At 66.2% G+C, this 23,102-nt stretch carries 18 protein-coding genes and 1 pseudogene; 9 read left to right on the top strand and 10 right to left on the bottom strand.

Going from position 1 to position 23,102, the window contains the following annotated elements:
* The 9 genes and pseudogenes from ACN5KJ_RS18050 to ACN5KJ_RS18010 all read left to right on the top strand — a co-directional run.
* Window positions 1-134, top strand: a pseudogene (locus tag ACN5KJ_RS18050) (carbamoylsarcosine amidase); the annotation flags it as partial.
* Between the two features lie 52 nt (window positions 135-186).
* Window positions 187-1,197 carry a TRAP transporter substrate-binding protein gene (locus ACN5KJ_RS18045; protein WP_418595307.1) on the top strand — a complete coding sequence of 337 codons (1,011 nt, stop codon included), beginning with the start codon at window positions 187-189 and terminating at the stop codon, window positions 1,195-1,197.
* A 38-nt stretch (window positions 1,198-1,235) separates the two neighbouring features.
* Window positions 1,236-1,739, top strand: coding sequence for a TRAP transporter small permease (locus tag ACN5KJ_RS18040; protein ID WP_418595306.1), 504 nt, complete (start codon window positions 1,236-1,238; stop codon window positions 1,737-1,739).
* A complete protein-coding gene (locus ACN5KJ_RS18035) occupies window positions 1,736-3,019 on the top strand; it encodes a TRAP transporter large permease (RefSeq protein ID WP_418595305.1) in 1,284 nt (427 codons plus the stop codon). The genes ACN5KJ_RS18040 and ACN5KJ_RS18035 overlap by 4 nt, the downstream gene beginning before the upstream one ends.
* An 85-nt stretch (window positions 3,020-3,104) precedes the next feature.
* Window positions 3,105-4,091 carry an amidohydrolase family protein gene (locus ACN5KJ_RS18030; RefSeq protein ID WP_418595304.1) on the top strand — a complete coding sequence of 329 codons (987 nt, stop codon included), beginning with the start codon at window positions 3,105-3,107 and terminating at the stop codon, window positions 4,089-4,091.
* Window positions 4,088-6,907 carry an FAD-dependent oxidoreductase gene (locus ACN5KJ_RS18025; protein WP_418595303.1) on the top strand — a complete coding sequence of 940 codons (2,820 nt, stop codon included), beginning with the start codon at window positions 4,088-4,090 and terminating at the stop codon, window positions 6,905-6,907. The genes ACN5KJ_RS18030 and ACN5KJ_RS18025 overlap by 4 nt, the downstream gene beginning before the upstream one ends.
* Before the next feature lie 5 nt (window positions 6,908-6,912).
* The gene (locus ACN5KJ_RS18020) at window positions 6,913-7,437 is read left to right on the top strand and encodes an aromatic-ring-hydroxylating dioxygenase subunit beta (RefSeq protein ID WP_418595309.1); all 525 of its coding nucleotides are present in this window, start codon (window positions 6,913-6,915) and stop codon (window positions 7,435-7,437) included.
* 793 nt (window positions 7,438-8,230) lie between these two features.
* On the top strand, window positions 8,231-8,662 hold the full coding sequence (locus ACN5KJ_RS18015; RefSeq protein ID WP_418595302.1) for a c-type cytochrome: 432 nt from the start codon (window positions 8,231-8,233) through the stop codon (window positions 8,660-8,662).
* Window position 8,663: 1 nt separating this feature from the next.
* On the top strand, window positions 8,664-10,046 hold the full coding sequence (locus ACN5KJ_RS18010; RefSeq protein WP_418595301.1) for a multicopper oxidase family protein: 1,383 nt from the start codon (window positions 8,664-8,666) through the stop codon (window positions 10,044-10,046).
* Window positions 10,047-10,671: 625 nt separating this feature from the next.
* On the opposite strand, the gene ACN5KJ_RS18005 is transcribed toward ACN5KJ_RS18010, so the two are convergent.
* The 10 genes from ACN5KJ_RS18005 to ACN5KJ_RS17960 form a co-directional block, all read right to left on the bottom strand.
* Window positions 10,672-11,529, bottom strand: a complete 858-nt coding sequence (locus ACN5KJ_RS18005; RefSeq protein WP_347168444.1) for a LysR family transcriptional regulator — start codon at window positions 11,527-11,529, stop codon at window positions 10,672-10,674.
* Window positions 11,526-13,214, bottom strand: a complete 1,689-nt coding sequence (locus ACN5KJ_RS18000; RefSeq protein WP_418595300.1) for an ABC transporter ATP-binding protein — start codon at window positions 13,212-13,214, stop codon at window positions 11,526-11,528. The genes ACN5KJ_RS18005 and ACN5KJ_RS18000 overlap by 4 nt, the downstream gene beginning before the upstream one ends.
* On the bottom strand, window positions 13,214-14,038 hold the full coding sequence (locus ACN5KJ_RS17995; RefSeq protein ID WP_418595299.1) for an ABC transporter permease: 825 nt from the start codon (window positions 14,036-14,038) through the stop codon (window positions 13,214-13,216). The genes ACN5KJ_RS18000 and ACN5KJ_RS17995 overlap by 1 nt, the downstream gene beginning before the upstream one ends.
* 31 nt (window positions 14,039-14,069) lie before the next feature.
* On the bottom strand, window positions 14,070-15,056 hold the full coding sequence (locus ACN5KJ_RS17990) for an ABC transporter permease (protein ID WP_418595298.1): 987 nt from the start codon (window positions 15,054-15,056) through the stop codon (window positions 14,070-14,072).
* 2 nt (window positions 15,057-15,058) lie between these two features.
* Complete coding sequence (locus ACN5KJ_RS17985; RefSeq protein ID WP_418595297.1) at window positions 15,059-16,483, bottom strand: ABC transporter substrate-binding protein; 1,425 nt, start codon at window positions 16,481-16,483, stop codon at window positions 15,059-15,061.
* A 237-nt stretch (window positions 16,484-16,720) separates the two neighbouring features.
* The gene (locus ACN5KJ_RS17980; protein WP_418595296.1) at window positions 16,721-17,185 is read right to left on the bottom strand and encodes a RidA family protein; all 465 of its coding nucleotides are present in this window, start codon (window positions 17,183-17,185) and stop codon (window positions 16,721-16,723) included.
* Window positions 17,182-17,955: an aspartate/glutamate racemase family protein gene (locus tag ACN5KJ_RS17975; RefSeq protein ID WP_418595295.1), complete on the bottom strand. Its 774-nt coding sequence runs from the start codon at window positions 17,953-17,955 to the stop codon at window positions 17,182-17,184. The genes ACN5KJ_RS17980 and ACN5KJ_RS17975 overlap by 4 nt, the downstream gene beginning before the upstream one ends.
* The gene (locus tag ACN5KJ_RS17970; RefSeq protein ID WP_418595294.1) at window positions 17,952-19,121 is read right to left on the bottom strand and encodes a trans-sulfuration enzyme family protein; all 1,170 of its coding nucleotides are present in this window, start codon (window positions 19,119-19,121) and stop codon (window positions 17,952-17,954) included. Before ACN5KJ_RS17970 ends, ACN5KJ_RS17975 begins: the two co-directional genes overlap by 4 nt.
* Window positions 19,118-20,830, bottom strand: coding sequence for a hydantoinase B/oxoprolinase family protein (locus ACN5KJ_RS17965; RefSeq protein ID WP_418595293.1), 1,713 nt, complete (start codon window positions 20,828-20,830; stop codon window positions 19,118-19,120). The genes ACN5KJ_RS17970 and ACN5KJ_RS17965 overlap by 4 nt, the downstream gene beginning before the upstream one ends.
* A gap of 2 nt (window positions 20,831-20,832) precedes the next feature.
* On the bottom strand, window positions 20,833-22,914 hold the full coding sequence (locus ACN5KJ_RS17960) for a hydantoinase/oxoprolinase family protein (RefSeq protein ID WP_418595292.1): 2,082 nt from the start codon (window positions 22,912-22,914) through the stop codon (window positions 20,833-20,835).
* Window positions 22,915-23,102 lie beyond the last annotated feature (188 nt).

Here is a 23,102-nt window from a genome sequence, read left to right as displayed (position 1 = left end):
TGCTGGTCCCGGCGGACTGCTGCGCCGACCGAGCCCGCCCCCCACACGACGCCGCCCTCTATGACATCGACCAGAAATACGGCGACGTCACGGACGCAGACGACATCCTCGCCTGGCTCGAAAGCCTGGCGTGATCCCCTGGCCCCCGGGAGGGGGGCCGCCCGCCAGATGGAACGGAGGAGACCGATGGCATTTCTTGACAGGATCGTGACCGGAGCGGCGCTGTGCCTGCTCGGCACCGGCATCGCCCAGGCGCAGGAAGTGACCCTGCGCATCGGCCATGTAGAGACCCCGCAGTCCACCACCCATGTCATGCTGGAGGCCATGGCAGAGGCGGTGGCGGCCAGGACCGATGGCGCGCTGGCGCTGCAGATCTTTCCGCAGAGCCAGCTTGGCGGCCAGCGCGAGATGACCGAAGCGGTGCAGTTCGGTGCGCTGGATGCCACCGCCGGGCCGGTCGCCTTCATGGGCGGGTTCAACCCGGTGGCCTCGATCATGGATATTCCCTTCCTCTATCCGGCGGATGCGGAGAAGGCGCAGGCGATCCGCGACGCCGGTTTCGCCGATGCCTTCTGCGAGAGCTTCAACGAGCTGGGCGTGACCTGCATCGGCCTTTATCCCAACGGTACCAAGCAGTTCACCTCGACCGCGCCGATCGCCCGACCGGAAGAGTTTTCGGGACAGACTTTCCGGGTGATGGAATCCATGGTGCTGGTCGAGGCCTTCCGGTCGCTCGGCGTCACCGCCGTGCCGATCCCCTTCGGCGAGCTCTACACCGCGCTTCAGACCGGCATCGTCGACGGCGAGGAAAACCCCCTCGACACGATCTACAACATGAAGTTCTTCGAGGTGCAGGAGCATCTGACCCTGTCCTGGCACGGGGCCATCGAGAACGTGATCCTGTTCAGCCCCGCGGTCTGGTCGGGGCTCGAGGACAGCCACCGGGCCGCCATCTCCGCCGCCCTGGACGAGACCATCCCCGAAATGATCGCCCACAAGGCTGCCGCGGGAGAGGCCTCGCTGCGGAAGATCCGCGAGGCCGGGCTGACGGTGCACGAGCTGTCCGAGGACGAGCTGGCGCAGTTCCGGGCGGTGATGTTCCCGGCCGGTCGCGATGCCTACCTCGAGCGCGCCGGCGACAAGGGCCGGGCGATCTTCGAAGTCTACCGGGCGGCCTATGACAAGGTCATGAACTGACGCCGGGCCGGGACCCGTATCCAAAGGGGAAAGCCGCGATGCAACGATTGCTTTCAGGGGTCCGGCTGATCGAAAGGATCAGCGTCGTGACGCTCCTTCTGACAATGACGGTGCTGTTTGCCTTCAGCGTCCTGATCCGCCAGGTCGGCGGCCCGCTGGCGGCCTCGTTCGGCTGGATCGACGAGGTGGTGCGCAGCCTGAACATCTTCCTGGTGTTCCTTGCGGCAGGGCTGGCGCTGGAGCGTGGCAAGCAGGTCGCCGTCGACACATGGCGCGACCGGATCGCGCGCCGCAGCGGGCTTCCCCTGCGGCGCATCCTGGACGCGGTTGGCATCGTCTTCTGTCTCTACATGGCCTGGATCAGCGGCGGGATGGCAGCCTTTGTCTTCGGCTCGGGACAGGTCAGCGCAACGCTGGGGATCTCGACGGGCTGGCTTTATGTCGCGCCCTGTGCGGGCTTCGGGCTGCTTGCGCTGCGCTATGGCGCGAGCCTCGTGGGGGCGATCCAGCGCTTCGACGGAACCGGGGAGGCGGGCGAATGATCCTTGTCGCCGCCATCGGCGTTCTGGCCGCCGTCCTGCTGATCGCCGGGTTCGAGATGTTCATGGTGCTGGGCATTCCCGCGCTGGCCGTCAAGGCGGGCTTCTTCGCCAACCTGCCCGACCTGATCCTGCCGCAGCGCATGACCGCGGGCATCAACCAGACACTGCTGCTGGCGATCCCCTTCTTCCTGTTCGCGGCCCAGCTGATGGGGCAGGGGCAGATCGCGACCCGCCTGACCGACGTGGTCCGGGCGCTTGTCGGGCATCTGCGGGGCGGGATCGGCTATACCACCATCGGCGGGGCCATGGGGTTCGGCTCTGTCTCGGGCTCGGCCCCGGCCACCGTCGCCGCCATGGGCAAGATCCTCTACCCCGAGCTCAGGCGGGTCGGATTCCGCGACCGCTTCGCGCTGGGGCTGATCGTGTCCTCGGCGGAAACCGCCTTGCTGATACCGCCGTCGATTACCCTGATCGTCTATGGCTGGATCACCGGCACCTCGATTGCCGCGCTGTTTGCCGCAGGGGTGGGCGTAGGCGTCATCCTTGGGCTGGCCTGCGCCGTGCTGACCATGATCGAGGCGCGGCGCTCGGGCGTTCGCGGCGATCCCCGCGCCAGGCTGACCGAGATCGCCTCGACCATTCGGCGTGCGGGCTGGGCGCTGGGGATGCCGGTGCTGATCCTCGGCGGGATCTACAGCGGCCTGTTCACGCCCACCGAGGCCGCGGTCATGAGCGTGGTCTACGCGATCTTCGTCGAGATGCTCATCTATCGCAGCCTTGACCTGAAGACGCTGGCGAGGGTGGCCGAGCAGGCGATTGTCCAGAATGCGGTGATCTTCCTGTTGCTGGCCATCGGCACGGCCCTGTCCTACTTCATCACGCTGGCCCAGATCCCCTCTACCCTCATCGGCTTTCTCGAAGAGATGCAGGTCGGGCCGGTGGTCTTCCTGATGATCGTGAACGTCGCCTTCATCATCGCCGGGATGTTCATCGACCCGAACTCGATCCAGCTGATGCTGGTCCCGGCGCTTTATCCGGTGGCCATGCATCTGGGTCTCGACCCGGTGCATTTCGGGATGATCGTGGCGGTCAACATCGCGCTTGGCATGGTCACGCCGCCCTTCGGGCTGGATCTCTTCGTGGCCTCGTCGACCTTGCAGAAACCGGTGACCGAGATCATCGCGGGCGTCTGGCCCTTCCTGGTCGTCAACCTCGTGGTGCTTCTGCTGATCACCTATGTGCCGGGGCTCTCGACGCTCATTCCCGACCTTCTGCTCTAGGAAAAAGCGCAGATCGGGCTTGCCTTAAACAAATGTACAGCATACTGCATAAATAACGGATCGCACCCGCGACAGGAGGAGAAACATGACCCCCAAGATCACTTTCGAAGAGCATTTCATGGCGCCCGGGTTCGAGCGGCATTCGGAAGCCTTCCTGAAGCTGATCCCGCGCGACCAGGCCGAGATCCTGACCCGCAGGTTGGGCGACTTCGACGGCGAACGGATCGAGACCATGGATCGCGGCAATATCGTGCGCAGCGTGCTGTCGCTGACCGGGCCGGGCGCGCAGGGCGAAGAACCCGCCACCGCGACCGAGGCCGCACAGCGGGCCAACGACTTTCTGGCCGAAAAGGTCGCGCAACGTCCCGACCGCCTGTCGGGCCTGGCGGCGCTGCCGATGCACGACCCGGAGGTTGCGGCAGAAGAGCTGCACCGCGCGGTTGCGGATCTGGGCTTTCTGGGCTGCCTGGTGAACGGCCATACTCAGGGCGTCTATTACGACGACCCGAAATACGATACCTTCTGGGCCGAGCTTCAGCGCCTGAACGTGCCGTTCTACCTGCATCCGACCAACGCCTATGCCACACCCTATGTGCTGGAGGGCCAACCGGTCCTGCACGGCGCGGTCTGGGGCTGGGGCGTCGAGACCGGCAGCCACGCGCTGCGCCTGCTGTTCTCGGGCGTGTTCGACCGGTTCCCCAAGGTGAAGATCGTGCTGGGCCACATGGGCGAGGCGCTGCCCTTCCTGCGCTGGCGCTACGATTCGCGCTTCGGCGCCTATCCGATGGGAACGCAGCTGGAGCTGGCCCCGTCGGCCTATTTCACCCGCAACATCGTGATGACCACCTCGGGGGTCTGCTCGCATGCCGCGCTTGCCGGGGCCCTGGGCGAGATGGGTGAGGACGGGGTGATGTTCTCGGTCGATTACCCCTACGAGGATTCCGACACGGCGGTCGCGTTCATCGAGACAGCGCCGGTCGATGCGGCCACGCGCCGCAAGCTGTGCCACGACAACGCCGCGGCGCTGCTTGGCCTGCCGCAACTGGCCGAGAGCGCGGAGGCAACGGCATGAGCTGGCACGCCTCCATTCCGGCCGAAGAGGTACATGCCAAGGGCGCTGTCGGCGTCGAGGTGGACGGTCTCCGGCTCGGGCTCTACGCGCTCGACGGAGAGATCTTCTGCAACGGCAATATCTGCACGCATGCCTTTGCGATCCTGACCGACGGGCATGTGGTCGACGGCTGCATCGAGTGCCCGCTGCATCAGGGGCTGTTCGACATCCGCTCCGGCAAGGCCATGGGGCCGCCGGTGGCCCGCGACATTCCCACCTATGCGGTCAAGGTCGAGGACGGCATCGTCTGGATCGACACCGAGGCCCGCGCGCCGGTCACCGATGCCACGCCCCAAAGGGCCGGGGTGTCGGCCGCACCGAAGGACTTCCGCCGCATGGTGATTGTCGGTGCCGGGCAGGCCGGGGCCGAAACGGCCCGCGCCGCGCGGCGGCATGGCTTTGGCGGCCCCATCGTGATGCTGGGCGAAGAGGCGCACCCGCCTTATGAACGCCCGCCCCTGTCCAAGGACCTGCTGCTGGGGCGGACCCGGCTGAGCGACGCCCATGTCTTTGAAGCGGATGAGACCGAGCGCCTCGATATCGATCTGCGGCTGAGCACGCGGGTCGGCGGCATCGACCGCGAGGCCAAACAGGTGGTGCTCGGGGATGGCGAGACGCTGGCCTACGACATGCTGGTGCTGGCCACCGGCGCGTCGGCCCGGCGCATTCCCTTCGAGGGGTCCGACAGGGTCGCCTTGCACTACCTGCGCGATGCCGGCGACAGCGAACGGCTGGGCGCGGCGTTGCAAAGGGCGGAAAGGGTGGCTGTGATCGGCGGCGGCTTCATCGGGCTTGAACTGGCCTCGGCGGCGCGGTCTCTGGGCAAGCAGGCCACGGTGATCGAGGCGCAGGACCGGCTGCTCAAGCGGCTTCTGCCGGAAGAGGCCGGACGCTTCCTGTCCTGGGTGGCCGAACAGAACGACGTGGCGCTGCATCTCGGCACCGGGGTCGGCTCAGTCTCGGACCGGGGTGTGACGCTGAGCGACGGCACGCTGGTCGAGGCCGATTGCATCATCGTCGGCGTCGGCGCCGTGCCCAATGACGGCCTGGCCGCCAAGGCCGGCCTCGCCACGGCAGAGGCCGGGGGCATTGTCGTCAACGCGCGCAACCAGACCTCGGACTTCTCGATCTATGCGGTCGGAGACGTGGCGGTGGCGCGCCACGAGATCTCGGGCCGCGAATCCCGGGTCGAAAGCTGGCAGAATGCACAGCTCTCCGCCGACCGCGCGGCGCGCGCCATCTCTGGCCAGGTGCCGGGCGCTGACGACCTGCCCTGGTTCTGGTCGGATCTGTTCGGCGGCACCCTGCAGATCGTCGGTGCGCCCGCGCCCGATCTTCGTACGGTGCGCCGCGACGGCGAGGCCCCGGCCTTCTTCTGTCTCGACGACGAAAACCGCGTCGTCGCCTGTATCGACTTCGGTGACGCGGCCCTGCTGCGCGCTGCGCGCGGGCTGATCGCCGGCGCGATGCCGGTCGATCCCGCGCAGCTTTCCGATACCAATATTGACCTTGCCACGCTCGAGGAGGATGAAATGAAAATGTTGCCGATCGAGAAGCGGTTCGTCTGGCCCGCTTCCGGCCTGGACCGTATTCCCGACTGGGTCTACACCAGCCAGGAAATCTATGACCGCGAAGTCGAGCGGATTTTCCGCGGCAAGACGTGGAACTATGTGGGGCTCGAAGCCGAGATCCCCGAAACCGGCGATTTCATCCGCTCCTATGTCGGACCGACCTCGGTGGTGGTGGCGCGCGACGCCGAGGGCGGCGTCAACGTTTTCGAGAACCGCTGCGCCCATCGCGCCGCCGAATTCTGCCGCAAGCTGCGCGGCAATGCCGAGGAATTCGTCTGCCCCTACCACGAATGGAGCTACGATCTGAAAGGCAACCTGGCCGGCGTGCCCTTCCGCCGCGGTGCCGACGGCAAGGGGGGGATGGGCCCGGACTTCCGCCCCGAGAACCACGGGCTGCGCAAGCTGAACGTGACCACCCGCAACGGTGCGATCTTCGCTTCGTTCCGCCAGGATGTGGAAAGCTTCGAGGACTACCTCGGCGAAGAGATGCTGACCGATTTCGACGTGGTCTTTTCCGGGCGCGAGCTGAAGGTGCTGGGCCACTATCGCCACACGCTGAACGGCAACTGGAAGCTCTACCCCGAAAACCTGAAGGACCCCTATCACGCCACGCTGCTGCACACGTTCCTTGTCACCTTCGGCCTGCTGGTTGCGGGCAACAAGTCTGCGATGATCGTCGACCCCAAGGGCTGCCACTCGACCATGGCCTCGGCCAAGAGCGACGGCGCGGTATCCGAGGACAACAAATCGCAGATGCGCGCCTATCGCGACGGCATGACGCTGGAAGACACCCGGCTGATGGACTTCCACCCCGAGTTCGACAGCCCCTGGTCGGTGACCATGCAGGTGATCTGGCCCGGCCTGATCGTGCAGCGCGAGATGAACACGCTGGGCGTGCGGCAGATCGTGCCGACCGGCCCGAACGAGTTCACCATGATCTGGACGATGTTCGGCTATGCGGACGATGACGAGGAAATGACCCGGCACCGCCTGCGCCAGGGCAACCTGATGGGCCCGGCGGGTTTTCTTGGGCTGGAAGACAACGAGGCGATCAAATTCGTCCAGGACGGGATGCTGGACACGGAAGAGGGCGCACACCTCGTGGCGCTGAATCCGGCGGTGCCGACCGGCACCTCGGATACGCTGATCTCGGAATCCGCGATCCGCTCGATGTATCAATACTGGCGCAAGGAGATGGGTCTGTGACTGTGATGGCCAATGTATTCGAAGCCGTGTCAGAGCGCGACACGCTCGCCGCGCGCCGCGCGGCGCGCCTGGCGGTGTCCGAATTCAACGCCGCCTATTGCGCGGTGCTGGACGACGGCGACCTGAAGGACTGGCCGCGCTTCTTCACCGAGGACGCGTTCTACAACATCACCAGCCGCGAGAACTTCGATGACGACCGACCGGTGGGCCTGGTCTATTGCGAAGGGCGCGGCATGATCTCGGATCGCGCGCTGGCAATCAGCGAGACCTCGATGTTCGGGCCGCGCTACCTGCGCCACTACATCACCAACGAGCGCGTCACCGGGATCGAAGAGGACGGTACGGTTTTGGCCGGATGCAATTACCAGCTTATCGAGACCCTGTCGGAGCTTCCCGAGGGCCGGTTGCATCAGGCCGGGCGCATGATCGACCGCTTCCGTCCGCAGGAGGACGGCAGCCTGCTCTTGGCATCACGGATTGCCGTCTACGACACGCTTCTGGTGCCGAACGCGCTGGTCCTGCCGGTCTGACGACGGCGCGGCCCGGTTCGCGGGTTTCCTCGACGACTGTAGAGACCCGGCCTGATGAACGGGGCCGGGTCCGCGAGGGAAATCGGCGGTCGGGCCGCACGCGATGTTGTTCTGCCCGTCATGGCCGGAGACCGCCGCACAGGGGGGCGCCATCGGGGATGCGGGGCATCCCTCGGGATATCTGCGCACCGCTGGGCCACGGGGCGGCTGGAAAGCGCCGTCATCTGCGCGCCTTGCTGCCGCTTGTCGTGGCGGCACGACCGGACTGGCGCGCCTGCAAATCCTTCGGCGGGCGGGGTCATCGGCGCGTATTGCGTCGCCCTGCAGGCCTTCAGGGCAACCGGCGGGGCATCGGGGGTGCAGGCTTGACTGTCCTGGCGAACCCCGGCGATATGGGCGCAATGAAGGAGGTCGCTTGCGTTTCGCCTGGCTCATCATTCTGCTTGCGGCGATTTTTGCCGGGCCGCTTCTGGCCCTGGCGGGAAGCCCTTCGCCCCTGACACATGACAGCGCCTGCTGCGAGACCCAGCCCGGGGAGCTGTCGCATTCCGAAGGGGTCTGCGCGCATGCCGCTGCCTGCTGTACCCAGGCCGACGCCCCGTTGCTGCGTGACCGCTGCCGTCTACCGGCCATAGCCCTGGCCATGGGGCTCCCAGGGGCGACCTGCGGTCGCTCGATCTGCACATCGACAGAGCCTCCGCCCCCGCGCGCCTGACACGCCTGAAACTGCCGGGCACCTCCGGTATTCCAGCTGCAATGGCCGGTCAGAACGGCCCCACGTCAGGATTCCATCATGAAAACATACCTCATTCCCGCCCTCGGTGCCCTCTGCATCGGGGCCATCGGATACGCCATCTGGCCGGAACCGTCCGAACCGCCTGAAGCCGCCGCGCCGCAGCGCGGAGCCGCAATGGTGACGGTGACGCCGCCGGACAGGCTGTCCGCGCAGGCCGAACTCGGCAAGCGCGGCTTTGACGCGGTCTGCGCCGCCTGCCACGGTGAGAACGCCGCCGGCAAGATGGGTTTCGGCCCGCCGCTGGTGCATGAAATCTACGAGCCGTCGCATCATGGCGACATGGCCTTTCTGGTCGCCGCGCAGCAGGGGGTACGGGCACACCACTGGACATTCGGGAACATGCCGCCGCAACCCGGGGTAACGCAGGGCGAAATGAAGACGATCATTGCCTATATCCGAGAGTTGCAGCGTGCCAACGGGATCAACTGACATGAGCTTTACACGACGCGCCTTCTGCGCCGGACTTGCCGGGGTGCCGCTTGCACGGGCCGCATGGGCACAGGAGGAAGCGCCCCGCCTGACGGCACGGGCGGCCACCGTCCAGCTTGCACCGGAGGGCTATCCGGCAACCGAGGTCTGGAGCTACGACGGCCAGATTCCGGGGCCGCAGATCCGCGCACCGCAGGGCAGCCGCCTCTCGCGGCGTCTGGTCAACGCCCTGGAGGTGCCGACGACGGTGCATTGGCACGGCATCCGCATCGACAATGCCATGGATGGCGTGGCCGGGCTGACGCAGGATGCCGTGCCGTCGGGCGGGCGCTTTGACTATGCCTTCGACCTGCCGGATGCCGGAACCTTCTGGTATCACGCACATACCAACTCGATGGAGCAGGTCGCGCGCGGCCTCTCCGGTGCGCTGATCGTCGAGGAAAGCATGCCGCCCGACGTTGACCGGGACGAGGTTCTGATGCTCGACGACTGGCTGCTGGACCCCGAGACGGGCCGCTTTGCCGGGGATTTCGAGTCTCCGATGATGCGCAGCCACGCGGGGCGCATGGGCAATCTGACGGGGATCAACGGCCGGTATGATTTCTCTCTCACGGCGCAGCAGAACGAGCGGCTGCGGCTTCGGCTGATCAATTCCGCCAATGCCCGGATCTTCGTGCTGCGGCTCGAGGGGATGACGGGCTGGACCGTGGCGCTCGACGGCATGCCGCTGGCCCGGCCCGAACCGGTGACTGCCGAGATCGTCCTCGCCCCGGCGCAGCGGGTCGACCTGATCGTAGATGTCACCGCCGAGCAGGGCGCTCCTGCGGCCCTGCTGAGCCAGGCCGAGGATGACAGCTGGCAGGCGCTGGCCGAGGTGACGGTGACGGGCCAGAACAGCCGCGCGGCGCGCGGGGCCCCCGCGCCGCTGCCGCCGAACCCGCGCATGGAGGTGCCCGGCGTGACCGGGGCGCAGGTGCGCGCGATGCGGATGGAAGGGGGCGCGATGCGCGGCATGGCCTCGGGCCGGTTCGAGGGGCAGGACATGAACTTCCAGCAGCTGGTGCAGCGCGGACAGTTCTGGGCGCTGGCGGGGCAGGTGGGGCGCGGCGACGCGCCCTTTGCCCGCTATGCGCGTGGCGAGACGGCGCGGATCCGGCTGGCCAACGACACGGCCTTCCCGCATGCCATGCATCTGCACGGCATGCATTTCCGCAAGGTCCTGGCCAATGGTCGCCAGGGGCCGATGCGCGACACGCTGCTGATCATGCCGCAGGACAGCGCGGAGATCGCCTTTGTCGCCGACAACCCCGGAAAATGGCTTCTGCATTGCCACATGCTCGGTCATGCGGCCTCGGGGATGACGAACTGGATCGAGGTGGCCTGACGCCCGCTTGCGAACCGCGAAACAAACCGGCGGCTTGGCAGGTTCGCCCCCGCCGCCGGTCACCGGGCGCGACAGTCCGATCTTGCCACGGCGATCGGTCATGCCTGGGCAGGGTTTCCATCTGTCTTGCAGATGTCTTGCAGATTGCCCGGGTCAGTACCGCCGTCAACCCGGGCGAGGCAGGTCGGAGCCAGGATATTGATCGTGTTGATTGGGTTTTCGCCTTGGGCAATGCGGCAGCAGGCTGTGTCGCCGCGAAGACCCTTGGCCGCTGGCCGGGTGCTTGCCTTAGAAACCGCCTTGCGGGTGTCGCGGGTAAAGCAATGGCTGCCCCTGACACGACCGGCGCGGGGGACTGCCAGCCGGGCGGAATCATGTTCCATTTCGGAATGCCGGCCGTCACACGGCAAGACCGACCGACCCGGAGGCGGTCAGGCCACGACCGCGCCGCCGCTTCCGCCGAAGATCCGCCGCATCTGCGCGCCCATCGGGACCAGCCGGTCAGCGGCGACCGACGCGCGGCGCCGGTGCCCCGGGACATGGCGGCGAAACCGACGACACCCGGCCAATGACGGGCTTGGGCTGGGTCACGGGCCCGCCCTGGCCGCCTCGGCTTTCGCCCGGCCTAGATCCCCAGCTTCGGGTTCATCCGTTTCAGCGCCTGCACCGCCATATCCACCCGCTCGGGGTGGACCGCCTCGATTTGGCGGACCAGGTAGCAGGGCCGGGAAAGCTCGGGGGCATCTGCGACCCTGTGCAGCCGGCCCTCGGTCAGATGCTCTGCCACCATCAGCGAGGGCAGATAAGCGCAGCCATCGCCTTCCAGCAGATACTGCAGGGCAATCTCTCCATAGCCGATGTTGAACCGAGACATCTGCAATTGCGGCAGCTTGTCCAGATGCTCCTCACGATAGCCATAGCTCCAGTCGACATGCAGGTAATTCTGGTTGTCGCAGTCCGACAGGTTGCGTGGGATGGAGGAGACAAGGACCAGCGGGTCTACCGAGAGTTCGTCGATCCTCAGTCCGGGCAGCGCCCGGGGCATATGGGTGATCGCCAGGTCTAGCGCCCCCTGGCGGACATATTCGGTCAGCCGCTCGGAGTAATCGGCCTCGACCCGCAGCGTGAAGCCGGGATTGGCCTGCCGCATCGAGACCAGCCAGCCCGGCATGAAGTTCCGCCAGATCGTGATGTGGACGCCGATCCCGATGGACCCGTCATGCACGCTGCTTTGCCTGACTTCAGAGCGGCCCTGTTGCCACAGCTGCAGCATCGAGGCGGCATAGCGGTGGAATTGCAGCCCCGCTGCGGTCAGCGTCACGCCGGTAGGCCCGCGTTCGAACAGCCGGCAGTCCAGGCTGTCCTCCAGAACCTTTATGCGCGCGCTGACCGTCGATTGGGTGACGTGCATCTGTTCCGCGACCCGGCTGAAATTGCCGATGCGGGACAATTCCAGAAAGGTCCGGACGGCGTCGATGTTCATGAAACTGCAGCAGGCTCGCTCAAAGTGGTATCGACCTCCAGTTTACGCTGCATCGCGGCCTCCAGCCAGCCGATTTCCATCTTCGGAACCGAGGCCAGCAGCCTGCGCGTGTAGTCATCCATCGGCGGTGCCAGCACCTGTTCCTTGGGGCCGAAGCGAACCACGCGCCCGCGATGCATCACCGCAACGTCGTCGGCGATGGCGCGCACCGTCTCGATGTCATGGGTGATGAAGAAGAGCGCAACGCCGGTCTCGTCCTGCAGGCGCCTCAGCAGGCGAAGGATATCCTCGGCCACCAGCGGATCGAGCGCCGAGGTGACCTCGTCGCAGATCATCAGATCGGGCTGGGCGGCCAGCGCCCGCGCGATGCAGATCCGCTGCTTTTGCCCACCCGACAACTCGGCGGGATAGCGGTCGAGATAGCTGTCGTCCAATTCGATTAGGCGCAGCAATTCCCGGACGCGGTCCTCCAGTGCCGTGCCGCGCAGTCCGTAGTAGAAGGTCAGCGGCCGACCGATGATGCGCCGGACCGTGTGGCGCGGATTGATGGCCGTGTCGGCCATCTGGTAGATCATCTGCAGGCGTCGATGAATGTCCTTGTTGCGGCTGGCCAGATCGAGCGGCAGAGTCTGCCCCTGGAACAGCACCTTGCCCCGGTTCGGCGGCAGCAGCCCCGTCACCACCCGCGCCAGCGTCGACTTGCCAGAGCCGGATTCGCCGACAATGGCCAGCGTGCGGCCCTTTTTCAGCGTCATCGACACGTCGCGCAGAACCTTCATCGCCCCGCCGCCATAGCCTGCGTCGACGTGATCGATCTGCAGGACCGGCGCATCGTCGGGCATGGGCCGGTCAGGGCTGACCCTGGCCCGGACCGACACCAGGGCCTTGGTGTAATCCTCGCGCGGGGCATTGATGATCTGGTCCGCGCTGCCATGCTCCACGGCCCGGCCATGGCGCAGGACCAGGATGTCATCGGCCATCTGCGCGACCACCGCCAGGTCGTGGGTGATGTACAAAGCCGCCGCACCCGCATGGCTGATCGCGCGCTTCATCGAGGCCAGAACCTCAAGCTGCGTGGTCACGTCCAGAGCGGTTGTCGGTTCGTCAAAGACGATCAGGTCGGGCTTCGGACACAGCGCCATCGCCGTCATGGCGCGCTGCAATTGCCCGCCTGACACCTGATGCGGAAAGCGCCTGCCAAAGGTCTCGGGGTCGGGCAGCTGCAGGTCCGCGAACAGCTGCACCGCGTATCGCAGCGCCTCGGCGCGGCGCATCAGGCCGTGGTTCAGCGCGGCCTCGATCACCTGATCCTCCAGGCGGATGCCGGGGTTGAACGCCGCCGCGGCGGATTGCGCGACATAGGTGACGCGGTGTCCGCGCAGCTTGCGCATGTCCTCGGCGCCATAGGTCAGGATATTGCGGCCATTCAGCCGCACCTCGCCGCCGGTGATCCGGCAGGCGCCGCGCCCATAGCCCATGCTGGCAAGGCCGATGGTCGATTTGCCGGCGCCGGACTCGCCGATCAGGCCGAGAACCTTGCCCCGGTGCAGCGTGAAGTCGACACCGTGCACGATGGGCGTGTCGACCGGCTCGCCATTCGGGCCCGCGGACCGGACCGCGATCTGCAGGTTGCGGACGTCCAGCACCGGATGAATTTCGGTGATGTCGATCGGGTTCTGGATCATCAGTCACGCCCCCCCTTGAGGCTGGATGTTCGGTTCAGCAAGCTGTCCACAACAAGGTTGACGCTGATCGTCAGCAGCGCGATGGCGCCGGCGGGCAGCAGGGCGGCGGGAATGCCGAAACCGATGCCAAGGCTGTTTTCGCGCACCATGCTGCCCCAGTCCGCATGCGGCGGCTGGATCCCCAGGCCGAGAAAGCTGAGGCTGCTGAGGAACAGGACCGCGAAGGCAAAGCGCAGACCCAGCTCCGCCATCAGCGGCGACAGCGCATTCGGAAGCACCTCGGCGAAGATAATCCAGGGCGTGCCCTCGCCGCGCAGCCGGGCGGCCTCGACATAGTCGTTCACGGCGATATCGACGGCAACGGCGCGCGACAGGCGGAACACCCGCGTGCTGTCCAGCAAAGCCATCACGAGGATGAGGTTCATGACCGTCACATCGAGCGTGGACAGGACCACCAGCGCAAAGATCAGCGTCGGGATCGACATCATCAGGTCGTTGAAGCGGCTGAGCGCCTGATCCGTCCACCCCTTCAGGGTCGCGGCGGCAAAACCGAGCAGCGATCCGAAAGAGAACGACAGCAGCGTCGCCAGGCCCGCCACGAAAAAGGTTGCCCGTGCGCCGTAAAGCATGCGGGACAGGAAGTCGCGTCCCAGCTGATCGGTGCCAAGCCAGAACTCGGACGAGATCGGCGCCCATGTCTCGCCGACGATCTCGTTCTCGCCATAGGGCGCGATCCATGGAGCGAAGACGGCGCCCAGCAGCATCAGCGTCAGGATGGTCGCACCGATCCGGGCGCCGCGACCGGATTTTCTCAAACTGTTCATGAGAACTCCTTTCAGATTTGGCCGGACCCGGTCACCGGGGGTGACGCAGGCGCGGGTTTGCGGCGACCGCCAGGATATCGGCGACCAGGTTCAGAAGGATGTAGGTCGCGGCGAAGATCAGCCCGACCGCCTGCACGACCGGCACGTCGCGCTTGGCCACGTGATCGACCAGCAGCTGTCCCATGCCGGGATAGACGAAGACGACCTCGACCACGACGACGCCGACGACCAGATAGGCCAGGTTCAGGATCACCACGGTGATGATCGGCGAGATGGCGTTGGGCAGGACGTGGCGCGTCAGGATACGGCCGCGCCGGAGCCCCTTGAGCTCTGCGGTCTCGACATAGGGGCTGGAGATCACGCTGATGAGCGCGGCGCGGGTCATCCGCATCATGTGCGCGATCACCACCAGCGCCAGCGTGACGCAGGGCAGGACCAGCGAGATCAGCCGCTCGCCAAGCCCCATGCCCCGGTAGACGATGGCGTCGGACGGAAGGAGACCCAGCCAGACCGAGAAGACCATGATCAGAATATAGCCGATGAAGTACTCCGGCAGGGAAATCGTGGTCAGGGTGCTGAGCGAGATCGTCCGGTCGATCCAGCTGTCGCGATAAAGAACCGCCAGAAGACCAAGGCCGATGGCGGTCGGAATCGAGACAAGCGCCGCCAGCCCGGCCAGCAGCATCGTGTTCGCAAACCGGCCCGAAATCATGCTGGCGATATCCTGTCCGCCGGACAGCGACGTGCCCAGATCGCCTTGCAGGATGCCCCCCAGCCACTCAAGGTATCGCTGGGGCGCGGGCCGGTCGAGACCGAGCTCCGCGCGCATGTTGGCCAGCGCCTCGGGCGTCGCGGATTGCCCCAGAATGCTCTGCGCCACATCGCCGGGCAGCATCTCGACGCCGATGAAGATCAGCAGCGACATGGCCACCAGCAGGCCAAGGCTGATCGCCACGCGTTGCAGGATCAGGCGGATCATCGGGTTGCCAGGGTTCCGGCCTATGGAAACGGTGCTCATCGTCATGCCCTCAACCAGCAGCGGATCGGTGCGAAATAGTTCGACAGCGGCCCGGAGGTGTCCTTGGTGAAGCCTCCGACCCCGGTGGAAACGGCGTCGATGAAGTCGTTGAACATCGGGATGATCTCGCCGCCATCGTCGCGGACCATCAGCGCCATTTCCTCGAACAGCCGAAGCCGCTTCTGCGCGTCCAGCTCGACACGGGCAGCCAGCACCAACCGGTCGAACGCGGGGCGCGCCCAGTGGGTCTCGTTCCAGGGCAGGCCGCTCATGTAGGCGGTGGAATAGATGTGGTCCTGCAAGGGGCGCGAGGTCCAGTAGGACGCGAAGAAGGGCACCTTGGCCCAGACATCGCTCCAATAGCCATCCGAGGGCACGCGCTTGACCTCTAGGTCTATGCCCGCGCGCGCGGCCGAGGCCTTGTACAGCACCGCAGCATCGACGGCGCCGGCGAAGGCCGAATCCGAAACATGCAGGGTCACCGGACCCTTGTGCCCGGATTTCTCGAAATGGCTGCGGGCAAGGTCCGGATCGTACTGGCGCTGTGCGATCCCTTCGGGCGCCATCGGATAGGTCGCATTGACCGGATAGTCGTTTCCGACCGTGCCGTAGCCCTGCAGGATCCTGTCTACCAGCGCGCCGCGGTCGATGGCGTATTTCATCGCCAGCCGCAGGTCCGGGTTGTCGAAGGGAGCAATATCGGTCCGCATCGAAAAGGTGTAATGGCCGCCGCCCTGGGTGTTCTCGACCGACACCTTGCCGACGCGTTCGAGCAGCTTGGCGGTCTTGGGGTCGACCTGGTTGATCATGTGCACGCGACCGGATCGCAGGGCCGACAAGCGCGCCGTGTCATCGTTGATGATCAGCATCTCGATCCGGTCGACATGGCCCACGTCCTCGCGCCAGTGGCCGTCAACCTTCTCGCAGTCGTACTTGATGCCGGCCTCGACCGAGACGACGCGGTAGGGTCCGGTTCCGATCCCGGCATCGGGAGCGTCGATGCCGCCGCCGGGCTGGATGATCAGGTGGTAGTCCGACAGCAGCAACGGCAGGTCGAGGTTGCCGGACTTGAGCGTGACGACCACCTTGCCCGGGCCGTCGGCGTCGACGCTTGCGATATCGCCCAGAGCGCCCAGGGCAGCCGACTGGCTTTTCTCGTCGGAATGCCGGCGCAGGGTCTTGACCACGTCGTCGGAGGTCATCGGCTGGCCGTTGTGGAAGGTCACGCCCTGGCGCAGGCTGAAGGTCCAGATCTTCGCGGTTTCATCCGTTTCCCACGATACAGCCAGAACCGGCACGGGGGATTTGTCGACCGGATGCGGTTCGACCAGCGTCTCGCCCCATGACTTGCCGAAGGTCGGCATGGCGTGGCCCGTCCAGGTGGCAGGATCCAGGCGGTCGGTGACGCTGCCGGTTATGCCCAGCATGAGCCTGCCCCCCTTGACCGGCCTCTGCGCAGGACCGGAGGTCTGGGCAAGACCGGGGGTCGCGGCCATGGTATGCAGCAAAGATCCGGCACCGGCGAATGCCAGTCCGGATCTCAACAAATCGCGGCGCCCGATCGGCGCATGACCTTTCGGGCCTGTGTTGGTGGTCGTTCCTGTCAACTTGTCCCCTCCCTTGTGTTTATGTCCTTCCAGCCGCCAGCGGCCGGGTCGCCCGGTTCACGTCACGATCTGAGCCACCATGTCAATTTCGACGGGGGCATTGCCCGGAAGACCGGCCACTCCGACGGCCGAGCGCGCGTGCCGACCACAGTCGCCGAGCGCTCGGGACAGCAGCTGCGATGCCCCGTCCGCGACGGCGGAATGATCGGTGAAACCGGGTGCGCCGTTGACGTAGACCGTCAGCTTGGCGATGCGCAGGACGCCATCCAGATCGCCGACCGCTGCCTGTAGCGCGCTGAGCAGCCGCAGCGCACAGATCTGCGCTGCCTGCCGGCCCTGATCCAAGGTCAGGGTGCCGCCGATCTGGCCGGTGAATTGCAGGGCCCGGCCGATCCGGGGCGTCTGGCCCGCGATGTGCACCAGATCCCCGGTCACCGTCCAGGGCAGGTAATCCGCCGCCGGCTGGGGCGGCGGCGGCAGGGTCAGGCCCAGTTCGCTCAGAACCCGTTCCGCGCGGCTCATGTCACCAGTCCCCGGCGCGTGAAGAGACGCCCTCCTCGGGTGATGTCCGTGGTCGGCAGGCCCAGGCGGGTCAGGCAGGCAAACATCTGTGCCTGGTTGCTGGTGACGACCGGCTTGTTCAGTGCCGCCTCGATCGCCGGCGCGGCTTCCAGCGCCCGATAATCGGTGCAGGAAATCACGATGGCCTCGGCATCGGGGTGATCGGCACGCAGCGCCATGTCATAGGCGTCCTGGGGGGTCAGCGCATTCTGGCCCAGGCTGGTGAGTTCCTCTTCGAAGGCCACTTCGCGGACCACCTCGATCCCGCTTTCGCGGATGAAGGCCACGGATTCCGCGCTGAGCGCCGCCACGTAGGGCGAGGTGAAGGCCACCCGCCGCGCCCCGACGCTGCGAATGGCCTCGACAAGCGCCCCGGCGGCTGTGATCGCCGGGACTCCCGACTTTTCCTGCAACTCCTCACAGAACTTGCGGTCGAAAGCCGGTCCTTCCGACAGGGTGGCCGAGGTGCACCCGTAGATGACCATATCCACGCGCGCGTCGGTCAATAGCGTGACGCATTGGTCCAGCGCTTCGCGTGCGAACCGACGCATGAGCGCCGAATCCGGGATCGCGTTCACGTCGTAGCCTCCGCTGCGCACGGCGTGCAGGGTCAGGCCCTCGGGCGCCAGCATGGCGCAGTCCGGTTCGAAATTGGTGTTCGAGGACGGAACGATCAGGCCGACACGGAGAGAGCGCGGGGCAAAGTCGATGGCGGCGGGTTGCCGGGTCATGCGCCAGTCTCCTTCTGGATGGTCGCCGCTTCGAGCGCCTGGCCAAGATCGCCGATCAGCTCGTCGATGTTTTCCAGCCCGACCGAAATGCGCAACAGATCGCGCGGTGTGGGGCTGTCGAGGCCTTCCATGCCGGCGCGGTGTTCGATCACGGTTTCGGTGCTGCCGAAAGAGATCGCTTGCCGGATGACACCGACCCGGGAAGCCACGGCCTTGGCCGCCGCCTCGCCACCGGCGACGCGGAACGACAACATGCCCCCGAACCCGCCAACCATCTGCCGCCGGGCGATGTCGTGCCCGGGATGCGAGGGCAGGCCGGGATAGAGCACCTCGGCCACCGCGGCATGGCCTTCGAGGAACGCGGCCAGCTTCATTGCCGCGGCAGACTGGGCCCGCACGCGCAGGGCCAACGTCCGCATGCCGCGCAGCAAGAGCCAGGCCTCGAAGCTGCCCAGGATGGCGCCATAGTGGTTGCGCTGCACCTGCAGGTCCGACAGCAGATCCTCGCGCCCCGGCGCCACAACCGCGGCACCGGCGATCAGGTCGCCATGGCCGTTCAGGTACTTGCTGCCGGAATGGACGACGATATCGGCGCCATGGCGGATTGGCTGGGTCAGGATCGGGGTCGAGACGGTATTGTCGATGCCGACGAGGGCACCGGCCTTGTGAGCGACCTTCGAAATCGCGGCGATGTCGGTGACCACCCAGGTCGGATTGCTGGGCGTTTCCATCCAGACGATCCGGGTCTTGCCGGGGATGATCGCCGCCTCGATCGCGGCGGGGGTGTAGTCCTGCAGATAGCTGACCTCGAGGCCCCAGCGCCTGCCGTGCAGGTTCAGCCAGTCGCGCAGGCCAGAATAGACCCGGACCGGCAGAATGACGTGATCGCCCGGGGCGAGTCTCTGGAACACCGCGGTGATCGCCGCCATGCCGGAGGAAAACAGCAAGCAGCCCGCGCCGCCTTCCAGCGCGTTGATCACGGCTTCGGTCTGCTGATAGCTGGGGTTGTCGTCGCGCGTGAACATGCGACCGGCGCGATCCAGGTGCGCGGGGTCGCGCAGGAAGGATGTCGAGGGCCGCAGGGGCGCGGCCATCGCATCTGTCTCGGGGTCGATCCAGCCCAGGGCGGTCGCGGCCAGGGTGTCGGGGTGGGGAAGCCGCGTCATGCCATCACCCCGTCTTCGGCGCGAGGACCGCAGAGCGCATAGCTGCCATCGGCCGCGACACGCAGGCCGTAATCGGCTTCGGCGCTTTCCTGGCTGACCAGTCCGGTCAGCACGTCGCGCACCACGTGTTCAGGGTCGCGGTCGACGGGGTTGCCATACCCTGCGCCGCCGGGGGTCAGCATGACCAGGCGCTGATCGCCCGGAATGACCTGTTCGCCCTTCGGGTTGAGCCGTGTTCCGTCCGACAGGGTCAGCACGCCGGGCGCGCCGTTCATTCCGCCCTCCCGGCCGCGCGCCGGATGGTTGATGCGGTCAAGCGCGGCGAACAGGGAAATCGGCGCCTCCTCGCTGCTGGACAGTTCCAGCACCTGGCCCAGGCCGCCGCGATAGCGCCCCGGCCCGCTCGAGTCCTGGCGGTATTCGCGTTTCCAGATGATCAGCGGCGACACGCTTTCGGTGATCTCGACCAGCGACCCCATCACGCCGCTTGGGAAGGCCGTGGCCGACAGGCCGTCCTTGGTCGGACGCGCGCCGGTGCCGCCGTTGTGGACCAGTTCGGTCGCGAAGCGGGTCTTGCCGGGCGTTGCACTGACCGCATAGCCGCCGCGCAGCGGCAGGTCCCACAGGCAGCAGGCGCCTTCGGCGGGGGCCAGACCCGGGCGAGCCTTGTGCAGACAGCCGAACACCACATCGGGCAGCAACTGGCCGACGACGTGGCGCATGGCGACCGGCACCGGGTACTGCGCATTGACGATGGTGTTTTCCGGCGCGGTGATCCTCAGCGGCTCCAGCGAGCCGGCGTTGTTGGGGATGTCCGGCGCGATGGCGCATTTCAGCGCGAAGCAGGAATAGGCGCTGGCATAGTTCAGCGGGCAGTTGATGCCCTTGCTCGAAAGACCCGACGTGCCGGTGAAATCGACGGTGATCTCGCCGCCGCGGATGGTCATCGTGGCTTCGAGATCCAGCGGCTTGTCGTAGCCGTCGACGCGCATGGTGTTGTGATAGACACCCTCCGGCAGGGCGCGGATCAGGTCGTTGGTGCGCTGGCGCGAGGTTTCGACGATGTAGTCCGAGATATCTTCCAGCGTGGTGATGCCGACATCGCCCATGCATTCCGACAGGCGACGGCTGCCGCATTCAACGCAGGCCATCAGCGCGTAAAGGTCGCCCTCGACCTCGATCGGCACCCGGCTGTTGGCTTTCAGGATGCGGATGAAATTGGTGTCCAGCCGCCCGGCATCGACCAGCTTGAAGATCGGCACGAACAGGCCTTCGTCCAGCACGTCGGTGCCGTCAGGGCCGAAGCCCAGGCCGCCGAGATCGGCAAGGTGGCTGGTGCAGGAGGTGAACCCGATCAGTTTGCCCTCGTGGAAGCAGGGACGCACCAGCATGAAGTCGTTGAGGTGGCCGGCTGCCTTCCAAGGGTCGTTGGTCAGATAGATGTCGTCGGGGTGCATGTCTTCCAGCGGGAATTCCTCGAGGAAGAAACTGACCGATTCCGCCATCGTGTTGACATGGCCGGGGGTGCCGGTAACCGCCTGCGCGATCATCCGGCCCCGGATGTCGAATATCCCGGCGGAAAGGTCGCCCGATTCCCGCACGATGGGGTTGAAGGCGGTCCGCATGAGCGTCTGTGCCTGCTCTTCGACGATGGCGATCAGCCGGTTCCACAGGATCTGGCGTTCGATTTCGTTCAGTTCGCGGGCCATGTTCAAACCTTTTCAAGCACGAGGTTGGATTTGCTGTCGATCCGGCCTGTGAAGGCGGCGGTGACGAAGGTCGTGGTCTGCGGTTCGGCGACCAGGGCCGGGCCCTGGAAGCTTGCGCCCGCAGCCAGGTCGGGGCGCCAGTAGATCGGCACGTCCCGGTAGTCGTGGTCCGCAGGAAGGAAGACCGAGCGGTCGCCGATCGCGGCGGCGTCGAAGGCGGTCCCGTCGGCCTGTCGCGGTTCGGCCGGCTCCTGCGCGGTCGAGACGACGATGGACCAGGACAGGATCTCGATGTCGCGTTCCGGGATGGTACGGCTGAACAGTCGCGTATAGCCGGCCTCGTAATCGGCCCTGATCTGCGCAACGTCCTTTTCGGTCAGCGTGCCCGCCGGCACCGGCACCTGGATTTCGTGGCCCTGACCGACGTAGCGCATGTAGGCGGTGCGGGTCTCGACCAGGTCGGCTTCGGGCTCGCCGCTGCGGACGATGCCGCGTGCCTCGGAGGAAATCTCGTCCAGAACCGCGTTCGCGCCGTTCAGGTCGAACTGGTCCAGCGTCATGTAGCGGCTGCGCACCACCTCGTAGGCGATGGGGGCGCGCAGGAAGCCGACGGCAGAGCCGACGCTGCAGTTGGCCGGCACGATGACGCGCCCCACGCCCAGCTTTTCGGCCATGCGGACCGCATGCAGGGGGCCGCCGCCGCCAAAGGCGATCATGGTGTAGCGCGACAGGTCCGCACCATGTTCGACCGAATGGATGCGCGCGGCATTCGCCATGTTCTCTTCGACCATCTCGGTTATGCCGAGCGCCGCTTCGGAGGTGCTGACATCCAGCGGGTCGCCGACATCGCCCTTGATGGCGGTCCTGGCGGCGTCGACATCCAGATGCATCCGCCCTTCGGCGAAGGTTTCAGGGTCGATCCGCCCCAGCACCACATTGGCATCCGTCACGGTCGGCTTGACGCCGCCCTTGCCATAGCAGGCAGCCCCGGGCACCGAGCCGGCGCTTTCCGGCCCGATCGCCAGACGGCGCATGGTGTCGACATCGGCGATGGATCCGCCACCGGCCCCAATCTCGATCATCTCGACCACCGGGATCCGCACCGGCATGCCGCTGCCCTTCTGGAACCGGGCCGCGCGCGCGATCTCGAAGTTGCGTGCGGTCTGGGGAAGGTAGTCGTCGATCAGGCAGATCTTCGCGGTGGTGCCGCCCATGTCGAAGGACACAACCCGGTCTTCTTCCAGGCTGGCGGCAATGCGGCTGGCAAGCACCGCGCCGCCGCTGGGGCCGGATTCGACAAGGCGGATCGGATAGCGGATGGCAGCCTCCAGCGTGGTCATGCCCCCGCCCGAGGTCATCAGGAACAGCGGGCAGACAAAGCCGTTGTCGGCCAGCGTCTTTTCCAGCGCCCGCAGATAGCGGGCCATGATCGGCTGCACGTAGGAATTGCAGACGGTGGTCATGAAGCGCTCGTATTCGCGCACTTCGGGGCAGACGTCCGACGACAGCGTGATCTCTGCCGTGCAGCCGGCGTCGATCAGCAGAGCGCGCACGGCCTGCTCGTGGGCCGGATTGGCATAGGAATGCAGCAGGCCCACGGCGACCGCCTCGATGCCCAGGCGGTTCAGTTCGGCGGCCAGTTCGGTGACGCGGGCGCGGTCGAGCGGCAGCAGGACATTGCCGCGCACATCCATCCGCTCGGTCACCGTGAAGCGCAGATCGCGCGGCACCAGCGGCGCCGGCTTTTCCAGCTGCAGATCGAACTGATCGTAGCGGGATTCATATGCGATTTCGAGGCTGTCGCGGAAGCCCTCGGTCGTGATCAGCGCGGTCCTGGCGCCCTTGCGCTCGATCAGCGCATTTGTGGCCAGGGTGGTGCCATGGACGAAGATATCGATATCGCTGGGGGCCAGCCCCGACTGCTCGCGAACGATGGTCACACCCGCCATGATGCCACGTTCGGGCTGCTCCAGATCGGTCGGCACCTTGGCCGTGAACATGCCCTTGGGCGTTTCCAGCACCACATCGGTGAAGGTGCCGCCGATATCAGCTGCCAGACGTGTCTTGGTCTTTGCGTGGGTCATGGGAACTGCACTCCGTTTGCCTTGACGGTTAAGTGTCACGGGCCGTCTAGTGAGGGAAACGAAACGTTTTTTTACCGCTATCGATTATTTCGATAGTCCCGTGTCGGGGCATTGAGGCATGGGTGCAGAGCGACCGCCGGGCCGGTTTCGCGGCCTTTCCCAAGCACGGCGGGTGTTGCGGATGTCGG

It is taken from the genome of Ponticoccus sp. (in: a-proteobacteria), from assembly GCF_048381735.1.
Note: the sequence above shows the minus strand (reverse complement) of the source record. Positions and strands in the feature narration are given on the sequence as shown.

What these genes read in the sequence shown, in the direction of transcription:
- ACN5KJ_RS18020 (WP_418595309.1), top strand. Translation starts at nt 6,913, where the DNA reads ATGGCCAATGTATTCGAAGCCGTGTCAGAGCGCGACACGCTCGCCGCG.
- ACN5KJ_RS18025 (WP_418595303.1), top strand. Translation starts at nt 4,088, where the DNA reads ATGAGCTGGCACGCCTCCATTCCGGCCGAAGAGGTACATGCCAAGGGC.
- ACN5KJ_RS17995 (WP_418595299.1), bottom strand. Translation starts at nt 14,038, where the DNA reads ATGAACAGTTTGAGAAAATCCGGTCGCGGCGCCCGGATCGGTGCGACC.
- ACN5KJ_RS17985 (WP_418595297.1), bottom strand. Translation starts at nt 16,483, where the DNA reads ATGCTGGGCATAACCGGCAGCGTCACCGACCGCCTGGATCCTGCCACC.
- ACN5KJ_RS18040 (WP_418595306.1), top strand. Translation starts at nt 1,236, where the DNA reads ATGCAACGATTGCTTTCAGGGGTCCGGCTGATCGAAAGGATCAGCGTC.
- ACN5KJ_RS18035 (WP_418595305.1), top strand. Translation starts at nt 1,736, where the DNA reads ATGATCCTTGTCGCCGCCATCGGCGTTCTGGCCGCCGTCCTGCTGATC.
- ACN5KJ_RS17975 (WP_418595295.1), bottom strand. Translation starts at nt 17,955, where the DNA reads ATGACCCGGCAACCCGCCGCCATCGACTTTGCCCCGCGCTCTCTCCGT.
- ACN5KJ_RS18000 (WP_418595300.1), bottom strand. Translation starts at nt 13,214, where the DNA reads ATGATCCAGAACCCGATCGACATCACCGAAATTCATCCGGTGCTGGAC.
- ACN5KJ_RS17990 (WP_418595298.1), bottom strand. Translation starts at nt 15,056, where the DNA reads ATGAGCACCGTTTCCATAGGCCGGAACCCTGGCAACCCGATGATCCGC.
- ACN5KJ_RS18005 (WP_347168444.1), bottom strand. Translation starts at nt 11,529, where the DNA reads ATGAACATCGACGCCGTCCGGACCTTTCTGGAATTGTCCCGCATCGGC.
- ACN5KJ_RS17980 (WP_418595296.1), bottom strand. Translation starts at nt 17,185, where the DNA reads ATGAGCCGCGCGGAACGGGTTCTGAGCGAACTGGGCCTGACCCTGCCG.
- ACN5KJ_RS17965 (WP_418595293.1), bottom strand. Translation starts at nt 20,830, where the DNA reads ATGGCCCGCGAACTGAACGAAATCGAACGCCAGATCCTGTGGAACCGG.
- ACN5KJ_RS18010 (WP_418595301.1), top strand. Translation starts at nt 8,664, where the DNA reads ATGAGCTTTACACGACGCGCCTTCTGCGCCGGACTTGCCGGGGTGCCG.
- ACN5KJ_RS17960 (WP_418595292.1), bottom strand. Translation starts at nt 22,914, where the DNA reads ATGACCCACGCAAAGACCAAGACACGTCTGGCAGCTGATATCGGCGGC.
- ACN5KJ_RS18045 (WP_418595307.1), top strand. Translation starts at nt 187, where the DNA reads ATGGCATTTCTTGACAGGATCGTGACCGGAGCGGCGCTGTGCCTGCTC.
- ACN5KJ_RS18030 (WP_418595304.1), top strand. Translation starts at nt 3,105, where the DNA reads ATGACCCCCAAGATCACTTTCGAAGAGCATTTCATGGCGCCCGGGTTC.
- ACN5KJ_RS18015 (WP_418595302.1), top strand. Translation starts at nt 8,231, where the DNA reads ATGAAAACATACCTCATTCCCGCCCTCGGTGCCCTCTGCATCGGGGCC.
- ACN5KJ_RS17970 (WP_418595294.1), bottom strand. Translation starts at nt 19,121, where the DNA reads ATGACGCGGCTTCCCCACCCCGACACCCTGGCCGCGACCGCCCTGGGC.